Source organism: Fibrobacter sp. UWR2, assembly GCF_002210285.1.
Classification (GTDB): Bacteria; Fibrobacterota; Fibrobacteria; order Fibrobacterales; family Fibrobacteraceae; genus Fibrobacter.
This window is the reverse complement of record NZ_MWQE01000005.1, coordinates 132547-150249: the sequence shown is the minus strand read 5'-3', so window position 1 is coordinate 150249 and position 17703 is coordinate 132547. Positions and strand designations below refer to the sequence as shown.

14 protein-coding genes are annotated in these 17703 nt (G+C 54.1%); 11 read left to right on the top strand and 3 right to left on the bottom strand.

The features are described 5' to 3' along the window. Positions 1 to 26 precede the first annotated feature (26 nt). The 5 genes from B7994_RS08980 to B7994_RS08960 all read left to right on the top strand — a co-directional run bounded on the left by B7994_RS08980 (position 27) and on the right by B7994_RS08960 (position 7430). The gene (locus tag B7994_RS08980; protein ID WP_088638118.1) at positions 27 to 2597 is read left to right on the top strand and encodes an NPCBM/NEW2 domain-containing protein; all 2571 of its coding nucleotides are present in this window, start codon (positions 27 to 29) and stop codon (positions 2595 to 2597) included. Next, on the top strand, positions 2594 to 3706 hold the full coding sequence (locus B7994_RS08975; protein WP_088638117.1) for a glycosyltransferase: 1113 nt from the start codon (positions 2594 to 2596) through the stop codon (positions 3704 to 3706). The genes B7994_RS08980 and B7994_RS08975 overlap by 4 nt, the downstream gene beginning before the upstream one ends. Positions 3707 to 3730: 24 nt before the next feature. Beyond that, positions 3731 to 4426, top strand: coding sequence for a hypothetical protein (locus B7994_RS08970; RefSeq protein WP_088638116.1), 696 nt, complete (start codon positions 3731 to 3733; stop codon positions 4424 to 4426). 76 nt (positions 4427 to 4502) lie between these two features. Beyond that, positions 4503 to 6203 (top strand): HD domain-containing phosphohydrolase, encoded by a 1701-nt coding sequence (locus tag B7994_RS08965; RefSeq protein ID WP_088638115.1) that lies wholly within the window; start codon positions 4503 to 4505, stop codon positions 6201 to 6203. Between the two features lie 30 nt (positions 6204 to 6233). Next, positions 6234 to 7430, top strand: coding sequence for a mechanosensitive ion channel family protein (locus tag B7994_RS08960; RefSeq protein ID WP_088638114.1), 1197 nt, complete (start codon positions 6234 to 6236; stop codon positions 7428 to 7430). Between the two features lie 311 nt (positions 7431 to 7741). Here the strand turns inward: B7994_RS08960 and B7994_RS08955 are convergent, their stop codons facing one another. Continuing rightward, positions 7742 to 9115 carry a GntR family transcriptional regulator gene (locus B7994_RS08955; RefSeq protein WP_088638113.1) on the bottom strand — a complete coding sequence of 458 codons (1374 nt, stop codon included), beginning with the start codon at positions 9113 to 9115 and terminating at the stop codon, positions 7742 to 7744. Positions 9116 to 9181: 66 nt separating this feature from the next. Further along, on the bottom strand, positions 9182 to 10234 hold the full coding sequence (locus B7994_RS08950) for a family 16 glycosylhydrolase (protein ID WP_088638112.1): 1053 nt from the start codon (positions 10232 to 10234) through the stop codon (positions 9182 to 9184). A gap of 171 nt (positions 10235 to 10405) precedes the next feature. Here B7994_RS08950 and B7994_RS08945 point away from each other — a divergent pair, with 171 nt between their 5' ends. The 6 genes from B7994_RS08945 (at position 10406) to B7994_RS08920 (ending at position 15075) form a co-directional block, all read left to right on the top strand. Then, positions 10406 to 10669 carry a chorismate mutase gene (locus tag B7994_RS08945; protein ID WP_088638111.1) on the top strand — a complete coding sequence of 88 codons (264 nt, stop codon included), beginning with the start codon at positions 10406 to 10408 and terminating at the stop codon, positions 10667 to 10669. After that, on the top strand, positions 10670 to 11872 hold the full coding sequence (locus tag B7994_RS08940) for a prephenate dehydrogenase/arogenate dehydrogenase family protein (RefSeq protein ID WP_088638110.1): 1203 nt from the start codon (positions 10670 to 10672) through the stop codon (positions 11870 to 11872). After that, positions 11873 to 13240 carry a 3-phosphoshikimate 1-carboxyvinyltransferase gene (locus B7994_RS08935; RefSeq protein ID WP_088638109.1) on the top strand — a complete coding sequence of 456 codons (1368 nt, stop codon included), beginning with the start codon at positions 11873 to 11875 and terminating at the stop codon, positions 13238 to 13240. It begins immediately after the preceding gene. A 51-nt stretch (positions 13241 to 13291) separates the two neighbouring features. After that, positions 13292 to 14176: an NAD(+)/NADH kinase gene (locus B7994_RS08930; RefSeq protein ID WP_088638108.1), complete on the top strand. Its 885-nt coding sequence runs from the start codon at positions 13292 to 13294 to the stop codon at positions 14174 to 14176. 70 nt (positions 14177 to 14246) lie between these two features. Continuing rightward, the gene (locus B7994_RS08925) at positions 14247 to 14636 is read left to right on the top strand and encodes a hypothetical protein (RefSeq protein WP_088638107.1); all 390 of its coding nucleotides are present in this window, start codon (positions 14247 to 14249) and stop codon (positions 14634 to 14636) included. Between the two features lie 13 nt (positions 14637 to 14649). Then, positions 14650 to 15075 (top strand): hypothetical protein, encoded by a 426-nt coding sequence (locus B7994_RS08920; RefSeq protein ID WP_088638106.1) that lies wholly within the window; start codon positions 14650 to 14652, stop codon positions 15073 to 15075. 90 nt (positions 15076 to 15165) lie between these two features. Here B7994_RS08920 and B7994_RS08915 read toward each other — a convergent pair whose 3' ends face one another. Beyond that, positions 15166 to 17700 (bottom strand): DNA gyrase/topoisomerase IV subunit A, encoded by a 2535-nt coding sequence (locus tag B7994_RS08915; RefSeq protein ID WP_088638105.1) that lies wholly within the window; start codon positions 17698 to 17700, stop codon positions 15166 to 15168. Between the last annotated feature and the right edge of the window lie 3 nt (positions 17701 to 17703).

Genomic DNA, 17703 nt, shown 5'->3' with positions numbered 1-17703 from the left:
AAACCATAACTAGACAATATTGAATTATGAGCAACACAAAGAAGGAAAAAACAGATATAGTTGAGAATAAAGTCGAACGGAAATCGCTGGCGGAATCCCTGCGTGAGTGGGTTGACTCCCTGCACCTGGGCAAGCCGCAGGCCGTCATGGCCGCGGTCTCTGTCGTGGTAATGCTTGCCGCGTTCCTGATTTTCAACAACCTTTCTGTCTCGTATGCACGGCGCTGGGATATCGACTGGGGCTATTACTCCATCCTGTCGACATTCATTCTGCTTATTGCTGGCATCATCGTGAACTTGCCTTTCGTGGCGAAGAACGTGAAGGGATTCCTGCCGAGCGGCAAGAGTTTCTGCGGGCTTGCCCTGCTGATGATTTTCTTCTCGGTGTTCATGTTCGGAAACATCAGCAACACGCACCGCGTGCTGAGTGACGAAACTAGCTGGGAATCGATGGGGCTGCAGATGTACTTCCAGCATACGGGCGGCATCTGTAACGAAGGCGTGTGGACCGATGGCGTTCTCGACTGCAAGACGGAAGTGAACAACTTCAAAGGCAAGGCTCTCGGTTTCGTGTACTCTCTCGTGTTCAACTTCATGGAACCCGACCGTGACACGGCGCTACTCGTCAACTATCCATTCTATATTCTGAGCTTGCTAGCATTCTTCCTCGCGCTATCCAAGTGGTTCAAGAGCAGCAAGCTCGCCCTGGCGGCAACAGCATTCCTGGGCGGCATGCCCATATACCTGCTGCAGGCACGCTCCGCCTCTACCGAGGTGCTCTACATTTGCCTGCTCACGTTCCTCATGGCGTGGTACGCGTTTGTACCTACGAATAAGGTGACCTGGAAGCACTTCTTGCTGACGGTCCCGCTGCTCGGGTTCTTCGCGCAGACCCGCCAGGAGACGGTCTTTGCTTTCATTCCGTTTGCGCTATATTACTACCGCTATTTCCTCGAGAAACCCTACCGCCTGCCTGCCTTTATCGCTTCGGTGATTGCAGTGAGCTGGCCTAGCGTCAACAACATGGCGGCCTATCGCGGTTACGATTTCCAGGGTGGCGAGCATGCGGCGCACTCGTTCGAAAATCTGTGGTTCAATCTCAAGACGAACATCGAGACCATGTTGAATCTCGATACAGACCCGACATTCGGCGGCATCATGATGAATCCGTTCTACACGACGTTCACCATCATCCTGCTTGCTTCGACCGTGTGGCTCCTTGTCCGCATGCTCGTCTTCCGCCGTTATATCCGCGGATTTATCCTCGGCATATTCTTCTGCCTCCAGATTTTCGTCATCATGTTCAACGTGTCGGGTACGTTCACGATTGATATCAACCAGCGTTACGTGCTGGTGGCGCTCCCGATGTTTGCGCTCCTGATGGCACTTGGCCTGTACGATGCATTCGAATTCACGGGCTCACGCCTGTTCAAGTCCAAGATACGCGAAGATGCAGCAGCATCTATCGTGATGGGGCTTGCGTGCCTCCTTACGCTCGGGCTCATGGTGTACCATGCCCCGAGTTACCGCAACAACATGCTCTATTACAAGAACAAGTTGCTTGGCGAAGAGGAATTCCTGAACAACGAACTGGCGGGCTACCCTGCGAATTCCGTGTTCATCTACTCCAGGCCCTGGCAGATGCTGGCCCAGGGGCACAGCGCCTTCAGCGAACGCACATTCGAAGGCTGGAGTACCGACGTATTTGCCGACTGGATGCAGAAATCCGGCGGAAACATCTATCTGGTACGTGGTCAGGACGGCTACGGCAAGGTGAATCGCGATAGCCGCGTGGTAGGTTTCAAGACAACCGACCAGATTGACAAGATTCTCGACAGCTATAAGCACGAGCGTATGCTCGTCGATGCAAAAAAATTTGGCTACCCGCTGGTCATCTACAAGATCCTCTCGAAGAAGGGCGTCTCGCAGTACGCGCAGAACTTCACCGTCTCCGAACAGAAGGAAGGCACGATTATCCTGAACAAGCGATTCCCCGAGACAATCGCCTGCGAATACACGCTCAATGACGAAAAGCAGGGTGATGCCATCGTGACCGTGGATGCGGACACGCTTCGCCTGGATTCCCAGAAAATCAGGAATGGCATGAACCGTGCGGTATTTACCTGCTCCATGCCCGATGGCGACACGGCAGTCATCTACAGGGATTTCTTTATGGATTCCGACCGCGCGATACTCCTTTCGACACTCAAGATAGACAGGTTCTCGCAGGACTGGGGCGACCCGCAGCTGAACGAATCCGTGGAACATCACAGGCTTACTCTCGACGGAGAACCGTTCCGCTACGGTATCGGCAGCCACGCGAATTCGAGTCTCGAATACACTCTCCTGCGCGGGTTCGACATGTTCCATGCGGTTGTCGGCCTGGATGATGAAAGCGCCTGCGGTGACGGCGCCTACTTTGTCGTAAACGGCGATGGCCGTGAACTTGCACGTTCCAAGAAACTCTATTCGATGGAAAAGCAGAAACTCGATGTCGATATAAAGGGTGTAAACCACCTGAACCTGAAAATCGAGATGGGCGACAACAAGGACTGCGACCATGGCGACTGGGCGAATGCCTGGCTGGAGGCCCGGTGAAAGTACTTGTAGCCCCTCTGGATTGGGGGCTAGGGCATGCGACACGTTGCGTGCCCGTCGTAAAGGAATTTATCCGTAACGGAGCCGAGGTCGAGCTTGCGGTAGTACCCGCAAATGCTGCCTTTTTCCGAGAAGTGTTCCCGGAAGTGCGTCAGCGTATTGCTCCAGGCTACAATATCGTATACCCCAAGCACGGATTCAACATGGCGCTCTGGCTACTCAAGAAGAGTTCTCACCTGAACGCCATTATCCGTTACGAGCACCGATACGCCGAAGAGATGGTCGAACGCCATGGCTACGACATCGTGTTCTCGGACAACCGTTTCGGGTTCTACTCCAGAAAGGCCTACAGCATCTACATGACGCACCAACGACGTATCGCATTCCCGCAAGCATTCGCCGCGCTAGAAGGCATAGGCATCCGTTGGCACAAATCCCTGATGAAGCATTTCGACGAGGTGTGGGTACCCGACATAGAAGAATTTCCCGGATATGCGGGAACGCTTTCGCACGTAGACGGAAGCCCGGTTCCGCTCCAGTACGTGGGACTCCTTTCGCGGTTTGCCGATTCAGATGCGAGAACCTTTTCGGATTGCGGAAGCGAGACTTCAAAGTCTAGCGAAAGCGGCCCAAGTATCCTCGCGATAGTCTCGGGGGTCGAACCCGCCCGGACCCGCTTCGAGAAAGACCTTCGCGAAACCCTAGCTCAGATTCCAGGCCATCACGTGATGATACTAGGGAAACCGCAATCAGGCGTACGCACCTGGACCGAGGGTAACATCGAGTTCCACAGCCACTTGCCGACCGAAGAATTCTCCAGGGCCGTAAAAAAGGCCGACTGGGTCATAAGTAGGGGAGGCTACAGTACCGTCATGGATATGGCCTACCTAGGAGCGCGCAGCATATTCGTCCCGACTCCGGGGCAGTACGAGCAGGTGGCGCTCGCAAAGAATCTTGCCTCCGCGGGCTATGCCGTGCACATTCCGGCTCAAGACCTTTCCGCAGGCGCGTTGGAAAAGGCTTTCCGCCAAAAGGTGGCGCTACCCGCGCCCCCGCGTAGTGACATTCTCCAAGAAGCAGTCAAGAAAGTAGTGACTCGCTTTGGCTGACAACATTTATCATCCGAGGTTAAAATGAACCGGTTTGTCCTTGCATTCCCGATACCCGTTACAGCAGCAGAGGCTTTCCAGATTACCGATACGGTATCTGTCAGTGGCGACGCGAAAACACTCCTCGTCCCCGGCTGTACCGTCAATTTCGAGGTGGTCCGCAAGGAACCTGTCGCTGGACTTTCCGGAATCTTCGCTGAGCACCAGGAAATTTCCGCATCGGACATCGCATCCATAGATGCGCACAAGTCCCTCATCTTCTTGCTGGGCACCCTCAAGAGCGCCGATGACCTCAAGATGGTGAACTCCGCCATACTGAAATTCCTTTCTGCAGGTGCGGCAGGCATTTACATGCAGCAGTCGGGTACCGCATGGACTGCAGACGGATTCCGTGAGGAACTTGACGACGGTGAATTCCCGATGGACCCGTGGATTAACTTCGTGGAAAGCGAAGATCTGCTCTACACGCTTGGCCTCGAAGTTTTCAACCTGCCGGATCTGTGTGTTTCCCGCAAGAACGGCACGCCCGACGAACAACGTAACATCCTTTCCGCAGTCGCCGACTCCATTTTTGTCGACGGGATTTCCTCCAAGTCGGGAACCGAGGTCGATGCGGGCGATTTTGGCCTATTTACCCTCAGAAGTGAGCAAAAAAGCCCATTTTTAAAGGATTCCCCCGAATTTAATCGTCAGGGGACCATGCGTTTGTTAAAAAAATAGTAACACTTTTAACAAAATTGTATTATTTTTATAACGTTATATTAATAACGTTGTCTAGGATTTTACGTGGATTGGTATGGTCATCGTTTTCTTGACTATAGTCTGTATCGTAGCAGCAATAAACAACTTGCTGCTTATTCGTATTAATCCAAGGCAGGATGGCCCTTATCGGTTAATATTCTTTGCAGTATTTGTCGCCTGTACCGGTCACCTTTTCCTAGCCCTGTCAACAAACCTGGACCAGGCCATCCTTGCAAACAAGATGAACTATATCGGAGCGATTTTCATGCCGCTCCTGACTTTTGACGCATGCCTTGCCGTATGCAAGGTTCGTTTCCCCGTCTGGGGGCATGCGCTCCTGGCTATTTTTGTCTATTTCGTTTTCGCACTCTCAGCCACTGTCGGCTACAGCGACATCTATTACAAGACTATCGAGTACGTCAACATCAACGGGATAGGGAATTACGTCGCCACCTACGGGCCAGGACACGACCTGTTCAACCTCATGGTCATGGGGTTCTTTGCTGCAAACGTGGGTCTAATCGTTTACGCCTTCCTACGCAAGCGAAATGTCTCGTACAAGAGCCTCATGGCGATTTCCTCTATTGAACTTGCTTCCATCGCTGCGCTATTCATCTCGAGAATTCTCGAAAGCGATACCGTGGTAATGCCGGCAGTCTACATATTCGACCAGTTCGCTCTTCTGTACATCTGCTTCCACGTCAAGCGCTACAATGTGGACCAGACTATCGCCCAGGCACTAGATTCCCAGAACACCGACGGCTACGTGATGCTGACATCCAGCAACATTTTCCTCGGCTGTAACGAGATGGCATGCAAGCTTTTTCCCAGTTTCGAAAAGTGCCGTATCGACTATGCGATGCCCGATGATACGCCCATAAACCACATACTCCTTTCGTGGAATGCCAAAACAGATGCAAAAGACGCTCCCGTAGAAAAAAGTTTTGACCTCAACGGCAAATACTACAAGATAAGGCTAAGCCAGCTTCCGTTCACCCGGCGCCACCGGATTCACTTGTTCAGAATCGAGGACTCGACAACCATGCATAGGTACATCAATATGCTTGGCACGAACAACGTCCGCCTCGAACTGCTGCTAAAGAAGAACGACTCGCACATAAGGCTCATCCAGGAAAAGATGATTGTCAACATGGCCGAGATTGTCGAAAGCCGAGATAGCAATACGGGCAGCCATATCAAGCGGACCAGCAAGGTGGTCTCTATCCTGGCGGAATACCTGCGTACAAAGGGGAACTTCGGTTTTCCTGACTCATTCTACGACAGCCTTGTTTCGGCAGCGCCGATGCACGATCTCGGCAAGATCGCAATAGACGACCGCATCCTGCGCAAGCCAGGCAAATTTACCACGCAGGAATTCGAAGAAATGAAAACGCATCCCGAGAAGGGGGCCATGATTGTCGAAAACCTCCTAACCTCCATCGAGGAGCCGGAATTCGTGAAGATTGCGTGCAACGTTGCCCGTTACCATCACGAACGTTTCGACGGCTGCGGCTACCCGATGAAACTCAAGGGGACAGCCATTCCGTTCGAGGCCCGCATCATGGCTATTGCCGACGTATACGATGCCCTAGTGAGCAAACGATGCTACAAGGAGGCCATGTCCTTTGCCGATGCATTCGAGATCATCGTCGAGGGAATGGGCTCGCAATACGATCCGTCGCTACGTGACTGCTTTGTCGCCTGCCGCGAAAACCTGGAAGCCTACTACAAGAGCCTGAGCGAGAACGAGGCATAGCCGTCTCAAATTAATTTCTATAATTTGGTCATGCCAATCGACAACGAATACGTGAATCTCGCCCTACTGCTTTCGGCGATAGCCTTCCTTTTCCTTGCTATCTACGCGGCCTTTGTCCCACTGCTCAAGCGTTGGGCGAAAAAGACGCCGAACACCTTCAACATGCTCCTTGTCGAAAGGCATGTGGCATCGCGCCTTTTGCAGATTATCCCTGCGACGGCGTTTTCATCGACAATCCCGCGCATTCTCAATACCGAAGACTGGCTTTATGACCTTTGCTCGAGGGCAGCGAATATCTGGTATACACTGCTTTCTTTTGCTGTTGCCTGCTCGGTCCTCGACGTAGTGGAGCATTTCAACGGCATCAACGAACGCACCATGAAGCGCCCGTTGCACGGTATTTTCCAGGCAGTGAAGGTTGTCTTGTTCTGCCTTGCGGCGATATTCATCGTAAGCCAGCTCACCGACAAGAGCCCGGTGATAATCTTCTCTGCAATCGGCGCGATGACGACCGTGCTGATGTTGATTTTCAAGGATTCCATTCTGGGTGTCGTTTCGGGCGTGCAGATTAACATTTCCGACCTGCTCCGTAAAGGCGACTGGATTGAAATCGAGCGCCACCATACCGACGGTACGGTCATGGACATCACGCTCACTTCGGTGAAGGTGCGTAACTGGGACAACACCATCTCGGTCATCCCGGCATACGACCTCATCACGAATTCGTTCCGCAACTGGCGTGGCATGCAGGATTCCGGCGTGCGTCGTATCAAGAGGGCGATGTATGTCGACTTGAAGACGGTCCGCTTCCTCACGCCCGAAGAAATTGCGAACTTGTCGAAAATTGAGATCCTTGCGCCGTACCTGAGTGCAAAAGCGCAAGAAATTGTGGGCGAGGAGTCCAAGGCGGAATTGATGGGGGTCGCCTCCGGGACCGAGAATCCGGACACGCTCAATAGCCGCCACCTCACCAATATCGGCACGTTCCGCGCCTACTGCACGGCATACCTCCGTTCGCGCAAGACTGTCGCTCAGAACATGACGCTCATGACGCGCCTGCTGGAGCCAACCCCGCAGGGGCTTCCGCTCGAGATTTACGCATTTGCGAATACCACCGAGTGGGAGGTTTTCGAAGGCATCCAGGCAGATATACTGGACCACCTGATTGCGGCCATGTCGGAATTCGGGCTGGAGCTGTACCAGTATGGCGCTGGCTTTAAGGCGTAGAGCTGGATTCACCGATTTTTGCGCGTGCGAGCTTCTTTTTGCGATTTAGAACGTCGCGAGCATTAAGTGGCGGCGCTGCATTCGTTTTTACGTGGTGTGCGTGCATTAGTTTTACGGACTAATCTGCGACCCCCAGCGATTTAGTCCGTAAAATAACGCTCTTAAAGTTGCGTCACACTCAGTTTTTACGGACTAAATGACATGCGGTGGGCGTTTAGTCCGTAAAAAGCGGAATTCATGGCGGCGTTACGCACATTTTTTACGGACTAAATGACATGCAGGCGGTATTTAGTCCGTAATCTGGAAAAAAACTATTTCTCGACGACTTGGCCGAGTACCTGCTGTATGCGATGCTGCATGCGGAACGCGTCCCGGTTCACGAGGCTGTAGAACATGCGGTCCACAAGCGCCTGCGTGTTGAAATCGTAGGAGGGGAGCCTCAGCAGGTAACTTTCTGCGGAATTGTCGAAGGCATAGAGCGGCCCCAGCGGGCCAATGCGGCCTTCTTCATGCAGTTCCAACAAGGCCGATGCCACGTCGTCGTTCACGCAAACGATAGGGATTAGCCCGTAGTCGCGGTTTTCCAGAATGCTGATCATCTTGCGCTTCAGGAGTTCGCGGGCATACGATTCCACCGAATGCTTTTCCACCTTCCCGCGGGCAATCTGCTTGTAGTCCCATGGGCTTGCAAACTCATCGTCGGTGCAATCCAAAACACTCAGGCCTACTTCCCGCAGGCCTTCAAGGCGCTCAATGGACCATGAACTGTCGTGGTAGGGCGAGAAGAAGGCGACATCGTGCACCCCGCGCGAAAGTAGGTACTTGCCCATTTCTTTTCCGGGGCCAGGCCCGAAGGTGGAATTGAAGAAGGTCCAGTTATCCTTGTGGAGGTATCGCTCCGGCAACACCTGCACGGGATGTTCCCACCATACGGCTACCGGGTACGGGACTTCCGCAAAGAGTTGCAGGAGTTTTTTCGGTTCCATCACGAGGAGGGTAGAAAGCACTGCGCCTACGGCATTGCGGAAATCGGTCAGCTTACGGGGCTTGCCGCTCCGGTCGATAAGCATTCCGGTCTTCTCGTTCAGGCCGAGCAGAATAAGCTTGTAGTGCTCGGCGCCTGCCTTCTTGTAGACCATGCGCAAAAAATCCATTTCGCGCTCGCTCTCGGCAGTAAAACCGCCCCAGCTGTTGCAGCGTGTAACAAAGATAATCTCACTCAGGGCGGCATTTGCTGGCTTATCGTCCTTGCGGGTAAAGCGGTAATGCCGGCCGACTCGCTCCAGGATTCCGCGGCCTTCCTGCTGGGTCAGGAACTTCCGGATAATCGCCTGCGAAATGTTGTAGCGGATAGAGAGTTCCTTCATGAGGGGGAGGTCTTCGTCTATCTTGAACTGCCCGCGCTCCCAGTCCTCACGGAACAGGCGCTCAATCTTTTCCAGGGCAGATTCGCGAACCGCCGGAACGGAATCGCTCGAGCATATCATGCCGATGCCCTTCGATGTCCAAAAGCATCCCTTTCCCTGAATGCGGCAAATTTTCTCATCGCGTTCAAGGGAACGGAGTGCCGCCTGCACCGTACTCGAAGACATGCGGTACACCTTCATGATTTCACGCACGCTAGGGAGCCTGTCCCCGTCCTTGTGGGGGAGGCTCTCCAGAATATGGGCGAGTTCCTTGCGCATGGCTATAAAATAACAAAGTCTACGCGACATTCGCCACGTAGACTCTGTTGTTTGGGGGGTGTTTTCTTAAATCTTGAAATTTACGCGGTAACGGTTGCGGGAATCGTTCGCGCGGACGTTGTTGACACGTTCACCCTTCGCGTTGAAGGTCCTGGTTTCCTTGCCCTGCAGTTGCGGCTTGCGAACCTGGAGAATAGCATCCGTGCTGCTGGAGGAAAGCGGCGGAAGTTCAATGCTGCTAGAGCTCGGCGGGGTGACGCTGCTCGAAGAGGGCGGCGTGACACTGCTGCTAGAAGACTGCGGGGACGGTTCGTTGTCAACAGGGACCTGGCCGTTGAAGCTTTCCTGACCCTTGCGGGTGAGGGCGAGAATCAGCATGCCGTCCCTGGTGTAAATGTTGTTCGGGGTCAGGTCGACGCGGTTGCCGTCGAAGGTCCAGTTGCCCTTGCTCCAGCGGCCAGAATCGAAGGTGTCGAAATTGTCCGTCCAGTCAAGCGTGAAATCGCTGCCGTTTTCGCCCTGGCCCGGAGTGTACTTGTAGACCTTAACCCAATTGATGAACTGGAAGAGCGGAAGCTTGGATTCGTCGAACTGTCCGACCCATTCTACACTTTCAGAAGACCAGATATTGAAGCGGAGGCCCTGCGTACCGATAAGGTTAGCCACCTGGTTACTGGGGTCGTTCACGCCTTTTTCTGTCTTGCGGACTTCGTTTCCATCAACAGTCCAGCGGACGTAATTCGGGGTCCATTCGATACCATAGGTATGGAATCCCTGGTCGGCGGCCGGGTTCACCGTGTGGTGCTTTTCGCTAGTTTTTTGCGCGCCAGCCCTGCCGGTAATGATGTTGGACTGGAAACTGTTCGGGCTCTTGCCCAGGACTTCGATATCGACTTCGACCCAGCGTTCTGCGCTGGCCTGTTCGGAGCCGTTCTGGTAGAGGAACATGGAGCTCACGGTGCCCAACGCGGCGGCCATTTTCATGCGGGCTTCGAACTTGCCGTAAGTGAACTCCTTGTTTGTGTAGAGTTCAGCACCGCTAAAGTCTTTTGCGCTGAGAGAAGCTGCCATGGTCAATACCGCGAGGGTTCCTGCCGAGAGAATTTTTACGATTTTCATTTATACCTCCTAAACATACACATCTGTAATATATGTCCGTTTTATAGGGCACGCAACACGGCGAAAATAAATTATAAATAAACTGTACCAAGTGTATCAAAAACAAGGAAAAAACGATGCATTAGCAGGCTACGGGGAAACGACGTCCGTTCAATTACTATCTTTTTCCGCATGGATATTGATGATTGGCGCACACGTATAGATGAACTTACCGATACGGTAATCGCGCTTTTGAACAAGCGCGCCGTCTACGCAACTGAAATCGGAAAACTCAAGAAGCAGAAGGGCCTGCCCGTGTTGGATACGGCCCGCGAAGAGGCCGTGCTCGCCGCTGTTGCCGAAAAGGCAGAGAAGGCCGGAGGCCCGCTTAGCGGTGATTCGGTGCGCCGTATTTTCAAGGTTATCATGGAAGAAACCCGCAAGGTGGAGGAGTAGATGAAACGCATTGCGCTAGTGGGGTTTGGCCTGCTTGCCGGTTCAATCGCCTCCGCCCTTAAGCAGGCGAATCGGCCGACAAAGATCCGTGCCGTGAGTTCGCCCGCGACGCTTGCGCGCGCCCGTGAACTGGAACTCGCCGACGAATTCTTTGAATACGGAGAAGTGGAGGAGTGGTCCAAGGACTGCGACCTTATCTTGCTCTGCTCTCCGATTCTACATATCTTGAAGACAATCGATGCGCTTTCGCACGTTTCCTGGGTCAAGGACGTTGCAGGTAAGAACGCCACCTGTAACGTGTGCCTCGTGAGCGATATCGGTTCTACGAAGGTCGAAATCTGCAAGGCGGGCGTGAAGTTGCCCGCGCCGTTTCGCTTTGTCGGTAGCCACCCGATGGCCGGTTCCGAGAAGCGCACATGTGAATTTAACGATCCTGCAATTTTTGAAAACGCCTACTGGTTCGTGTGCCCGCCCGAAGGTACTCCGGAAAACGTGTACGCGGAGTTGCTCGACCTGGTGAAGTTCCTCGGGGCTACCCCTGTCGTGTTCCCGCCGGAACATCACGACCGCACGATGGCCTGGGTCTCGCACATGCCTCAGATGCTCAGCTCCACTCTCGCTGCGAACATTCCGGGCCGCCTGCTGGACCACAATTACCAGCATTACGCTGGCCGCGCCTTCCGCGACATGACACGCATTGCCGCGAGCGGTTGGGGAATGTGGCACGACATTGCTGTCACGAACCGCGACGAGACCGTCCGCGCGTTGCAAGAAGTCCGCGACGGGATTAACGAGACCATCGACGCAATGAATAACCTCCAGGTCGTCAAGGACGGAAAGCCTGCGGGTGGTTCGTTCAATGCCGGCGAAAAATCTGCTGACGGGAAATGCGCCGACCGCTCCGACGCTCTCGAGAAGATTTTCAAGGCGGGCAACGACGGCCGCGCCAGCCTGTTTGCGCCTGGCCGCAATGCGGGCGCCGCCTTCTCCGAAATTACGGTGCCGCTCAAGGACAAGCCGGGCGCTCTCCTGAGCGTGATGCAGCCGCTTGCCGAAGAGGGCCTGAACATTCGCGACATCGAACTGATGAAGGTCCGCGAGAATGTAGCGGGCACACTCCTGCTTGCATTCAAGACGCCCGACGAGGCTGCCCGCGCTGTAAAACTTTTGCGCTACCTCGGCTACGATGTAAAGGAACGCTAGATGGAATTTACGCTGAATCCAGACCGCGAACGCATGGCGCTTACCCTTGTGATGGGGCTCCTGGTGAACGGCCGCACCGTGCTCGAAGATTTCGCATGGGCAAGCGGTTCCGAAGAATTCGCCCGCGCACTCGCTGAATTCGGGCTCGTTTACGAACAGCACGGCCACCAGCTGGTACTCGACGGCAAGGGCTTCCAGTATCCGCTTCCGTCAATGCTGCCTTCCGGTTTTGCCGAAGACGAGAACTTGCTCCTGTGGACGCTTTCGAGCAAGGATCCCGAACACGTGTTTACCATTGCCGAAGAACCCGACGAAGCGGGCATTGCGAAGGTCGCCGCCCTCAAGGAAAGCCTGCTCAAGTATTTCAAGCTGAACATTGAAGAGGATTCTCCTGCAAAAATTGTCTTCCGGTTTGCCGTAGAAGAACCTGCGCTCAAGAAGGATTCCCTCGGGAACGTGCCTTTTGCAATGCGCAATCGACTCCTGTTGCGTGCGCTCGTGCGCGGGGAATACCTGAGCTTCGAGGAACGCTCTACGGTTCATGACCAATGGACCAAGATGCTCATGTACTTCGGCGTCCCGGTGCGTTACGAAGGCCGTGGCATGGAGCAGTTGAGCGAATTCGAACGCCGACTCATGATTGCGCAAGGCAAGAAGATTGAACGCACGCAGTTTACCGAACTCTCCGAGACCCGCGTGATTACTGGCCGCGAATATTATGTGCCCGGCGACACGACCGAGGCAACGGCATTTGCTTTGCTTGCGACCATAGGCAACATGCCTAAAGAAAACGTCGTGCGGCTCCTGAACGTGGACCTGAACAGTACGCGAGCGGGTGCGCTCACGTGCCTCAAGCGCATGGGTGCAAACATCGAAAACGTTACGCGCCGTGAAAAGTTCGGCGATGTCTATGGCGATGTGGAAATTTACCCGCTCGCCGCGGGCAAACGCCTGCAGGGCCGCCGCTTTAGCGAAGATACTATTGCAACAGCGATGGACGAATTCCCGCTTCTCGCAGTTGCGGCATGCTACGCCGAAGGGGAAACAATCCTCCGCGTGCCCAAGGAATACCGCAAGGAAATGCGCACCAAGAATGAATTCCTGGCCGAAAACCTGCGCAAGACCGGCGTAGAAGTCGGCGTGTACGACGACGGGCTCGTTATCCGCGGAATGGAAACCATCGTGAATGGTAGCGATTTTGACGGCGGAGATTCTGCACAGGCGGGCCTTGCGTTGAGCGTTCTCTCGCTTGCGCTCCAAAATGATGAACCTGTTGCCAATATCGAAGGCGTGGAACGCACGTTCCCGGGCATTGTCGAGAAACTGAAGCAAGTCTTGGTTGCAGAAAAGGCCGAATCTGAAGGCTAGTTTATTTGCTATAAAGTATATTTTTAAAGTGAACAACGTCGCAGGCGGAATATGAAAAGCACTTTCAAGAAAATCGGGATTGTCGGTTTCAAGGACAAGAGCGCGGATCTGGCATGCGCGTTGAACCAGATTGCACTCTGGGCGATTGCCCACCCGCAGGTAAAGTTCTTTGCGCTCGATAGTTTATCCGGGCTTGTGCAGAAGCCTATCCGCGTGGTAAAAGAAGCTGGCCTTCGCAGTATGGACTTGTTGCTTGCTATCGGTGGAGATGGAACCGTACTTTCTGCGGCACACATCGCGCTTGGGCACAAGATTCCGATATTGGGCGTGAACGCTGGTCGCGTGGGGTTCCTTGCCGAAAGTAGGGTAGAGGGCCTTTCGAAAACGCTTGACGATTTAATTGCCGGTGATTTCTCTACGCGCGAACGCATGATGATTGACGCCTCCGTATTTCGCGGCAAAAAGTGCGTCATGCGTCATACAGTATTGAATGAAGTACATATCCGTGCGCATGCTCCCGAACGCATGGTGAACGTGAATGTGGCTTACAACGGCACCGATTTGACCGAATATTGGGCAGATTCCCTGCTGATTTCGACCCCGACGGGTTCTACTGCATACAACCTCGCGGCCGGTGGCCCGATTATCCATCCGTCCACTCCTGCGGTCGTTCTCACTCCCGTGGCCCCGAGCAGCCTCTCGGTGCGCCCGCTCGTGCTCTCGCTGACCCACAAGAAGCTTGAAATTGTCTCTGCGGTGGAGCGCCCGCTGGACCTCGTGTTCGATGGCCGTACTGCCTACGAAATGAAGGTGGGTGAGAAGGTCGTGCTGAGCGAAAGCAAGGCAGTGACGACGTTTATCCGCATGCGCCATACCGGTTTTGTAGGTGCTCTCCGCGAAAAGTTAGGCTGGACGGGTAAGCCCCGCCTTGCATAATCAAACTGCCAAAAATTACTATATTAATTTATATATGAAATTCCTGCGTTCTTTCTTATATGTTTTGTTGATGGCTATCGTTTGCCATGCCGGTGAATTTGCCGACAAGCAGATGGACATTTTTACAAAGTCTCTCAAGAAGGCCAAGTACAAAGAGGCTGCAGCCGCCTTGCTGAATTATATGGAGATGGGTGAAGAACAGAGAAATGTGGATATTACACAATATGCCGGGCATTTCAGCACCTTCATTAAGCAGCACGGCAAAGTACTGAACCATACAAAACTACGTACGCGCCGCCTAGCCAAGAACCACGACGAGACCGTTTACCAGATTAATTGCGCCAAGTCCGCATGGCTCGTAATGATTAGGGAATATGTTACACCAGAAGGCAAAAGCAATTTCTGGGAGTTTGGCGTATTCACGGAAGATGACGTTTTCAAGTTTTATGAAAAGAAATAATAAGGAGAACCCCATGAAAATCAAGTCGATAATCCTTACCCTGTTGCTCTGTTCGTTTGCATTTGCTGGCCCGCATTCCAGTGAATGCGTCAAGGCCATGGTCGATCACCTGAAGGCTGAAAAATACGACAAGGCTTTTGATGCGGTTTTGGACGACAGCCCCTTCCTCAAGGGTAACGTTAACGTGTCTAACCTCAAGATGCAATACGCTACGGTGTTCCAGAACATCTCTGCGCAGTATGGCAAGCCTGTGGGCTTCGAGATTCTCGGCACAAAGACCGTTGGTACGCTCGAACGCACCGGGTTCCTTATCCAGTGCGAAAAGAACGCCTGGGTTATTGAAGTTACGGAATACAACAACCCTGTTTCGAAGAAACAGTACATCGTGAATTTCAAGGTCGTCGACGAGAACGAAGCGTTCTCCCGCTACGGCGTGTAATAATAGTTGCGCGGCCATGTGCCGGCGCAATCATTGACTAGAGATAGAGAATCCCCGCGGGTTATGCCTGCGGGGATTGCTTTTATACTCCTAAAACAGCGTCGGGTCTTCGGGCTCGCCGCCAGCGTCGTCGCTCGTGCCGTCGTCGAAAGTATCCGGCGGAGTGATGCGGCTCGTGCGCTTGACCTTCTTGGCGGTGAACTTGCTGCCGAGCGCCTTGTAGCTCTTGATGTCGGCGACTTCCGTGAGGTCCAGTTCTTCCTTCTGGACTTCGCGGCCCACCTGGTATTCCATGAGCTGGCGTGCGTCCTCGGTGGCGAAGAATTCAATCATCTGCGAATCCTTGTGGTCGCTGATGAGGCTGAATTCCGTCGTCATGGGGCAGCCTTCCAGGTTGAAGCGCTTCACCATGTAGTTGAAGTTCCCGCCCTCGAAGTAGAGCACGGTAAATACCTGCGCGGGGTCGAACTTGTGGACGTATTTCACGCCAGTACCCACGAGAATCGGGTCTGCCATGTCGTGCACGCGGGCCGTACCGTTCTCCTTCACGATAAGGATCTTGTCCTTCTCGCCGAATTCGCCGATGCGGTCACCCTTCTTCTGCGTGCTGATGAGGCCGCTGGGGGCATCGAAGTAGAGCACGCGCGCCCCGAGGGTGCTTACGCCCTTGCGGATGCGCTTGACGCTCTTGACCGGGTACTTCGTGACGATGTTGCCCATGGCACCGCGGCCCTTCACCTCGATGGTGCTGAAGTCCACTTCGAAGTTGAGCTTGGTGCGTGGGCGCGGCTTGAGCGTCACTTCCACGACTTCGGCCTCGCCGTTCATGTTGCTGGAGAGGTAAAGCAGGCGGCTACCGGGCTTGTTCTTGCCCATGAAGTAGTCCTTGTCGCGGGTCACGCCGCCCACGTTGAAGCGCTTGATGTAGGCCGTGCCTTCCTTGCCGTCCTGGTGGATGACGTTGTAGATATGGCGTTCGTCGTCCTTGTTGAACTTTTCCACGAGCACGATGTTCTTGCCCACGAAGTCCTTGTCGGAGACCTTCACGACCTTGAAGCTGCCGTCGGCCTTGAACACGATGAGGTCGTCGTACTCGGAGACGTCGAAGAGGTATTCTTCCTTCTTCATGCCCGTGCCGAGGAAGCCTTCCTTGCGGTTCACGTAGAGCTTCTGGTTCGCAAGAGCCACGTGCACGGCGCTCACCTGGCCGAATTCCGCGATTTCCGTCTTGCGGTCGCGACCTTCGCCGTACTTCTTCAAAATGTTCTTGAAGTAGTTCACGGCGTAGTCGGTGAGGTGTTCCTTGTTGTAGTTCACTTCCTCGATTTTCTTGTCGAGTTCTTCGAGGAATTCGTCGGCCTTCTTGCGGTCAAAGCGGCTGATGCGGCGCACCGGGATTTCGGCGAGTTTGAGGATTTCCTCGCGGGTCACTTCGCGACGGAGCTTGCGCACATAGGGCTTCAAGCCTTCGTCAATCAGCTGGACCATCTCGTCGTGGGTCTTTGCCTTCTTGATGACCTCGTAGACTTCCTTCTCGATGAAGATCTTCTCGAGGCTCGTCATGTGCCACTGGTCCTGCAGGTGCTTGAGCTCGTTGTCGAGTTCCCAGTCCAGGAGGTGCACGGTGTGGTCGGTGCTGAGCTTCAGGAGTTCGGTCGTGTTGCTGAAACGCGGCTTCTTGTCTATAATCACGCAGCTGTTCGCGGCAAGTGTCGTCTGGCAGTCGGTAAACGCGTAGAGTGCGTCCATCACGACTTGCGGGTCGGAACCTGCCTGCAGGTGGATCTGGATTTCCACGTTTTCGGTGGTGTGGTCCACAATCTGCTTGATCTTGATTTTGCCCTTGTCATTGGCCGCCACGATGGAGTCGATAAGGCTGTCGGTGGTGGTGCCGAAGGGAATTTCGCGGATGACGAGCGTCTTGTTGTCGAGTTTCTCGATTTTTGCACGGACCTTGAGACGTCCGCCGCGTTCGCCGTCGTTGTATTCGCTCACGTCAATGATGCCGCCCGTGTAGAAGTCCGGGTACAGCGTGAACTTGCGGCCGCGTAGGTAGTCGATGCTCGCCTGGCACAGCTCCTTGAAGTTGTGGGGGAGGATAGTGGTGGAAAGGCCCACCGCGATGCCATCCACGCCCTGGGCCAAGAGAATCGGGAACTTCGCGGGGAGCGTCACCGGTTCCTTGGAACGCCCGTCGTAGTTCGGAATCCAGTCGGTGGTCTCGGGGTTGAACATCACGTCGAGCGCAAATTCGCTGAGCTTGCCTTCGATGTAACGCGGGGCGGCTGCCTCGTCTCCCGTAAGCGGGTTACCCCAGTTACCTTGCGGCTCGATAAGCAGGTTCTTCTGGCCCATGTTCACGAGCGCCGTGTAGATGGAAGCGTCGCCATGCGGGTGGTAGTGCATGGTGTCGCCCACGATACCCGCCACCTTGTGGAAACTGCCGTCGTGCATCTCGTACATGGTATGCAGAATGCGGCGCTGCACCGGCTTGAGGCCGTCCTCGAAGTAGGGCACGGCGCGATCGAGAATCGTATAGCTCGCGTAGTCCAGGAACCAGCCGTTGTACAGCTTTTCCAGGTGGTTTACGTTCGAAAGTCCTAAAGTTTTCTGTTCTTCGTCCATGAT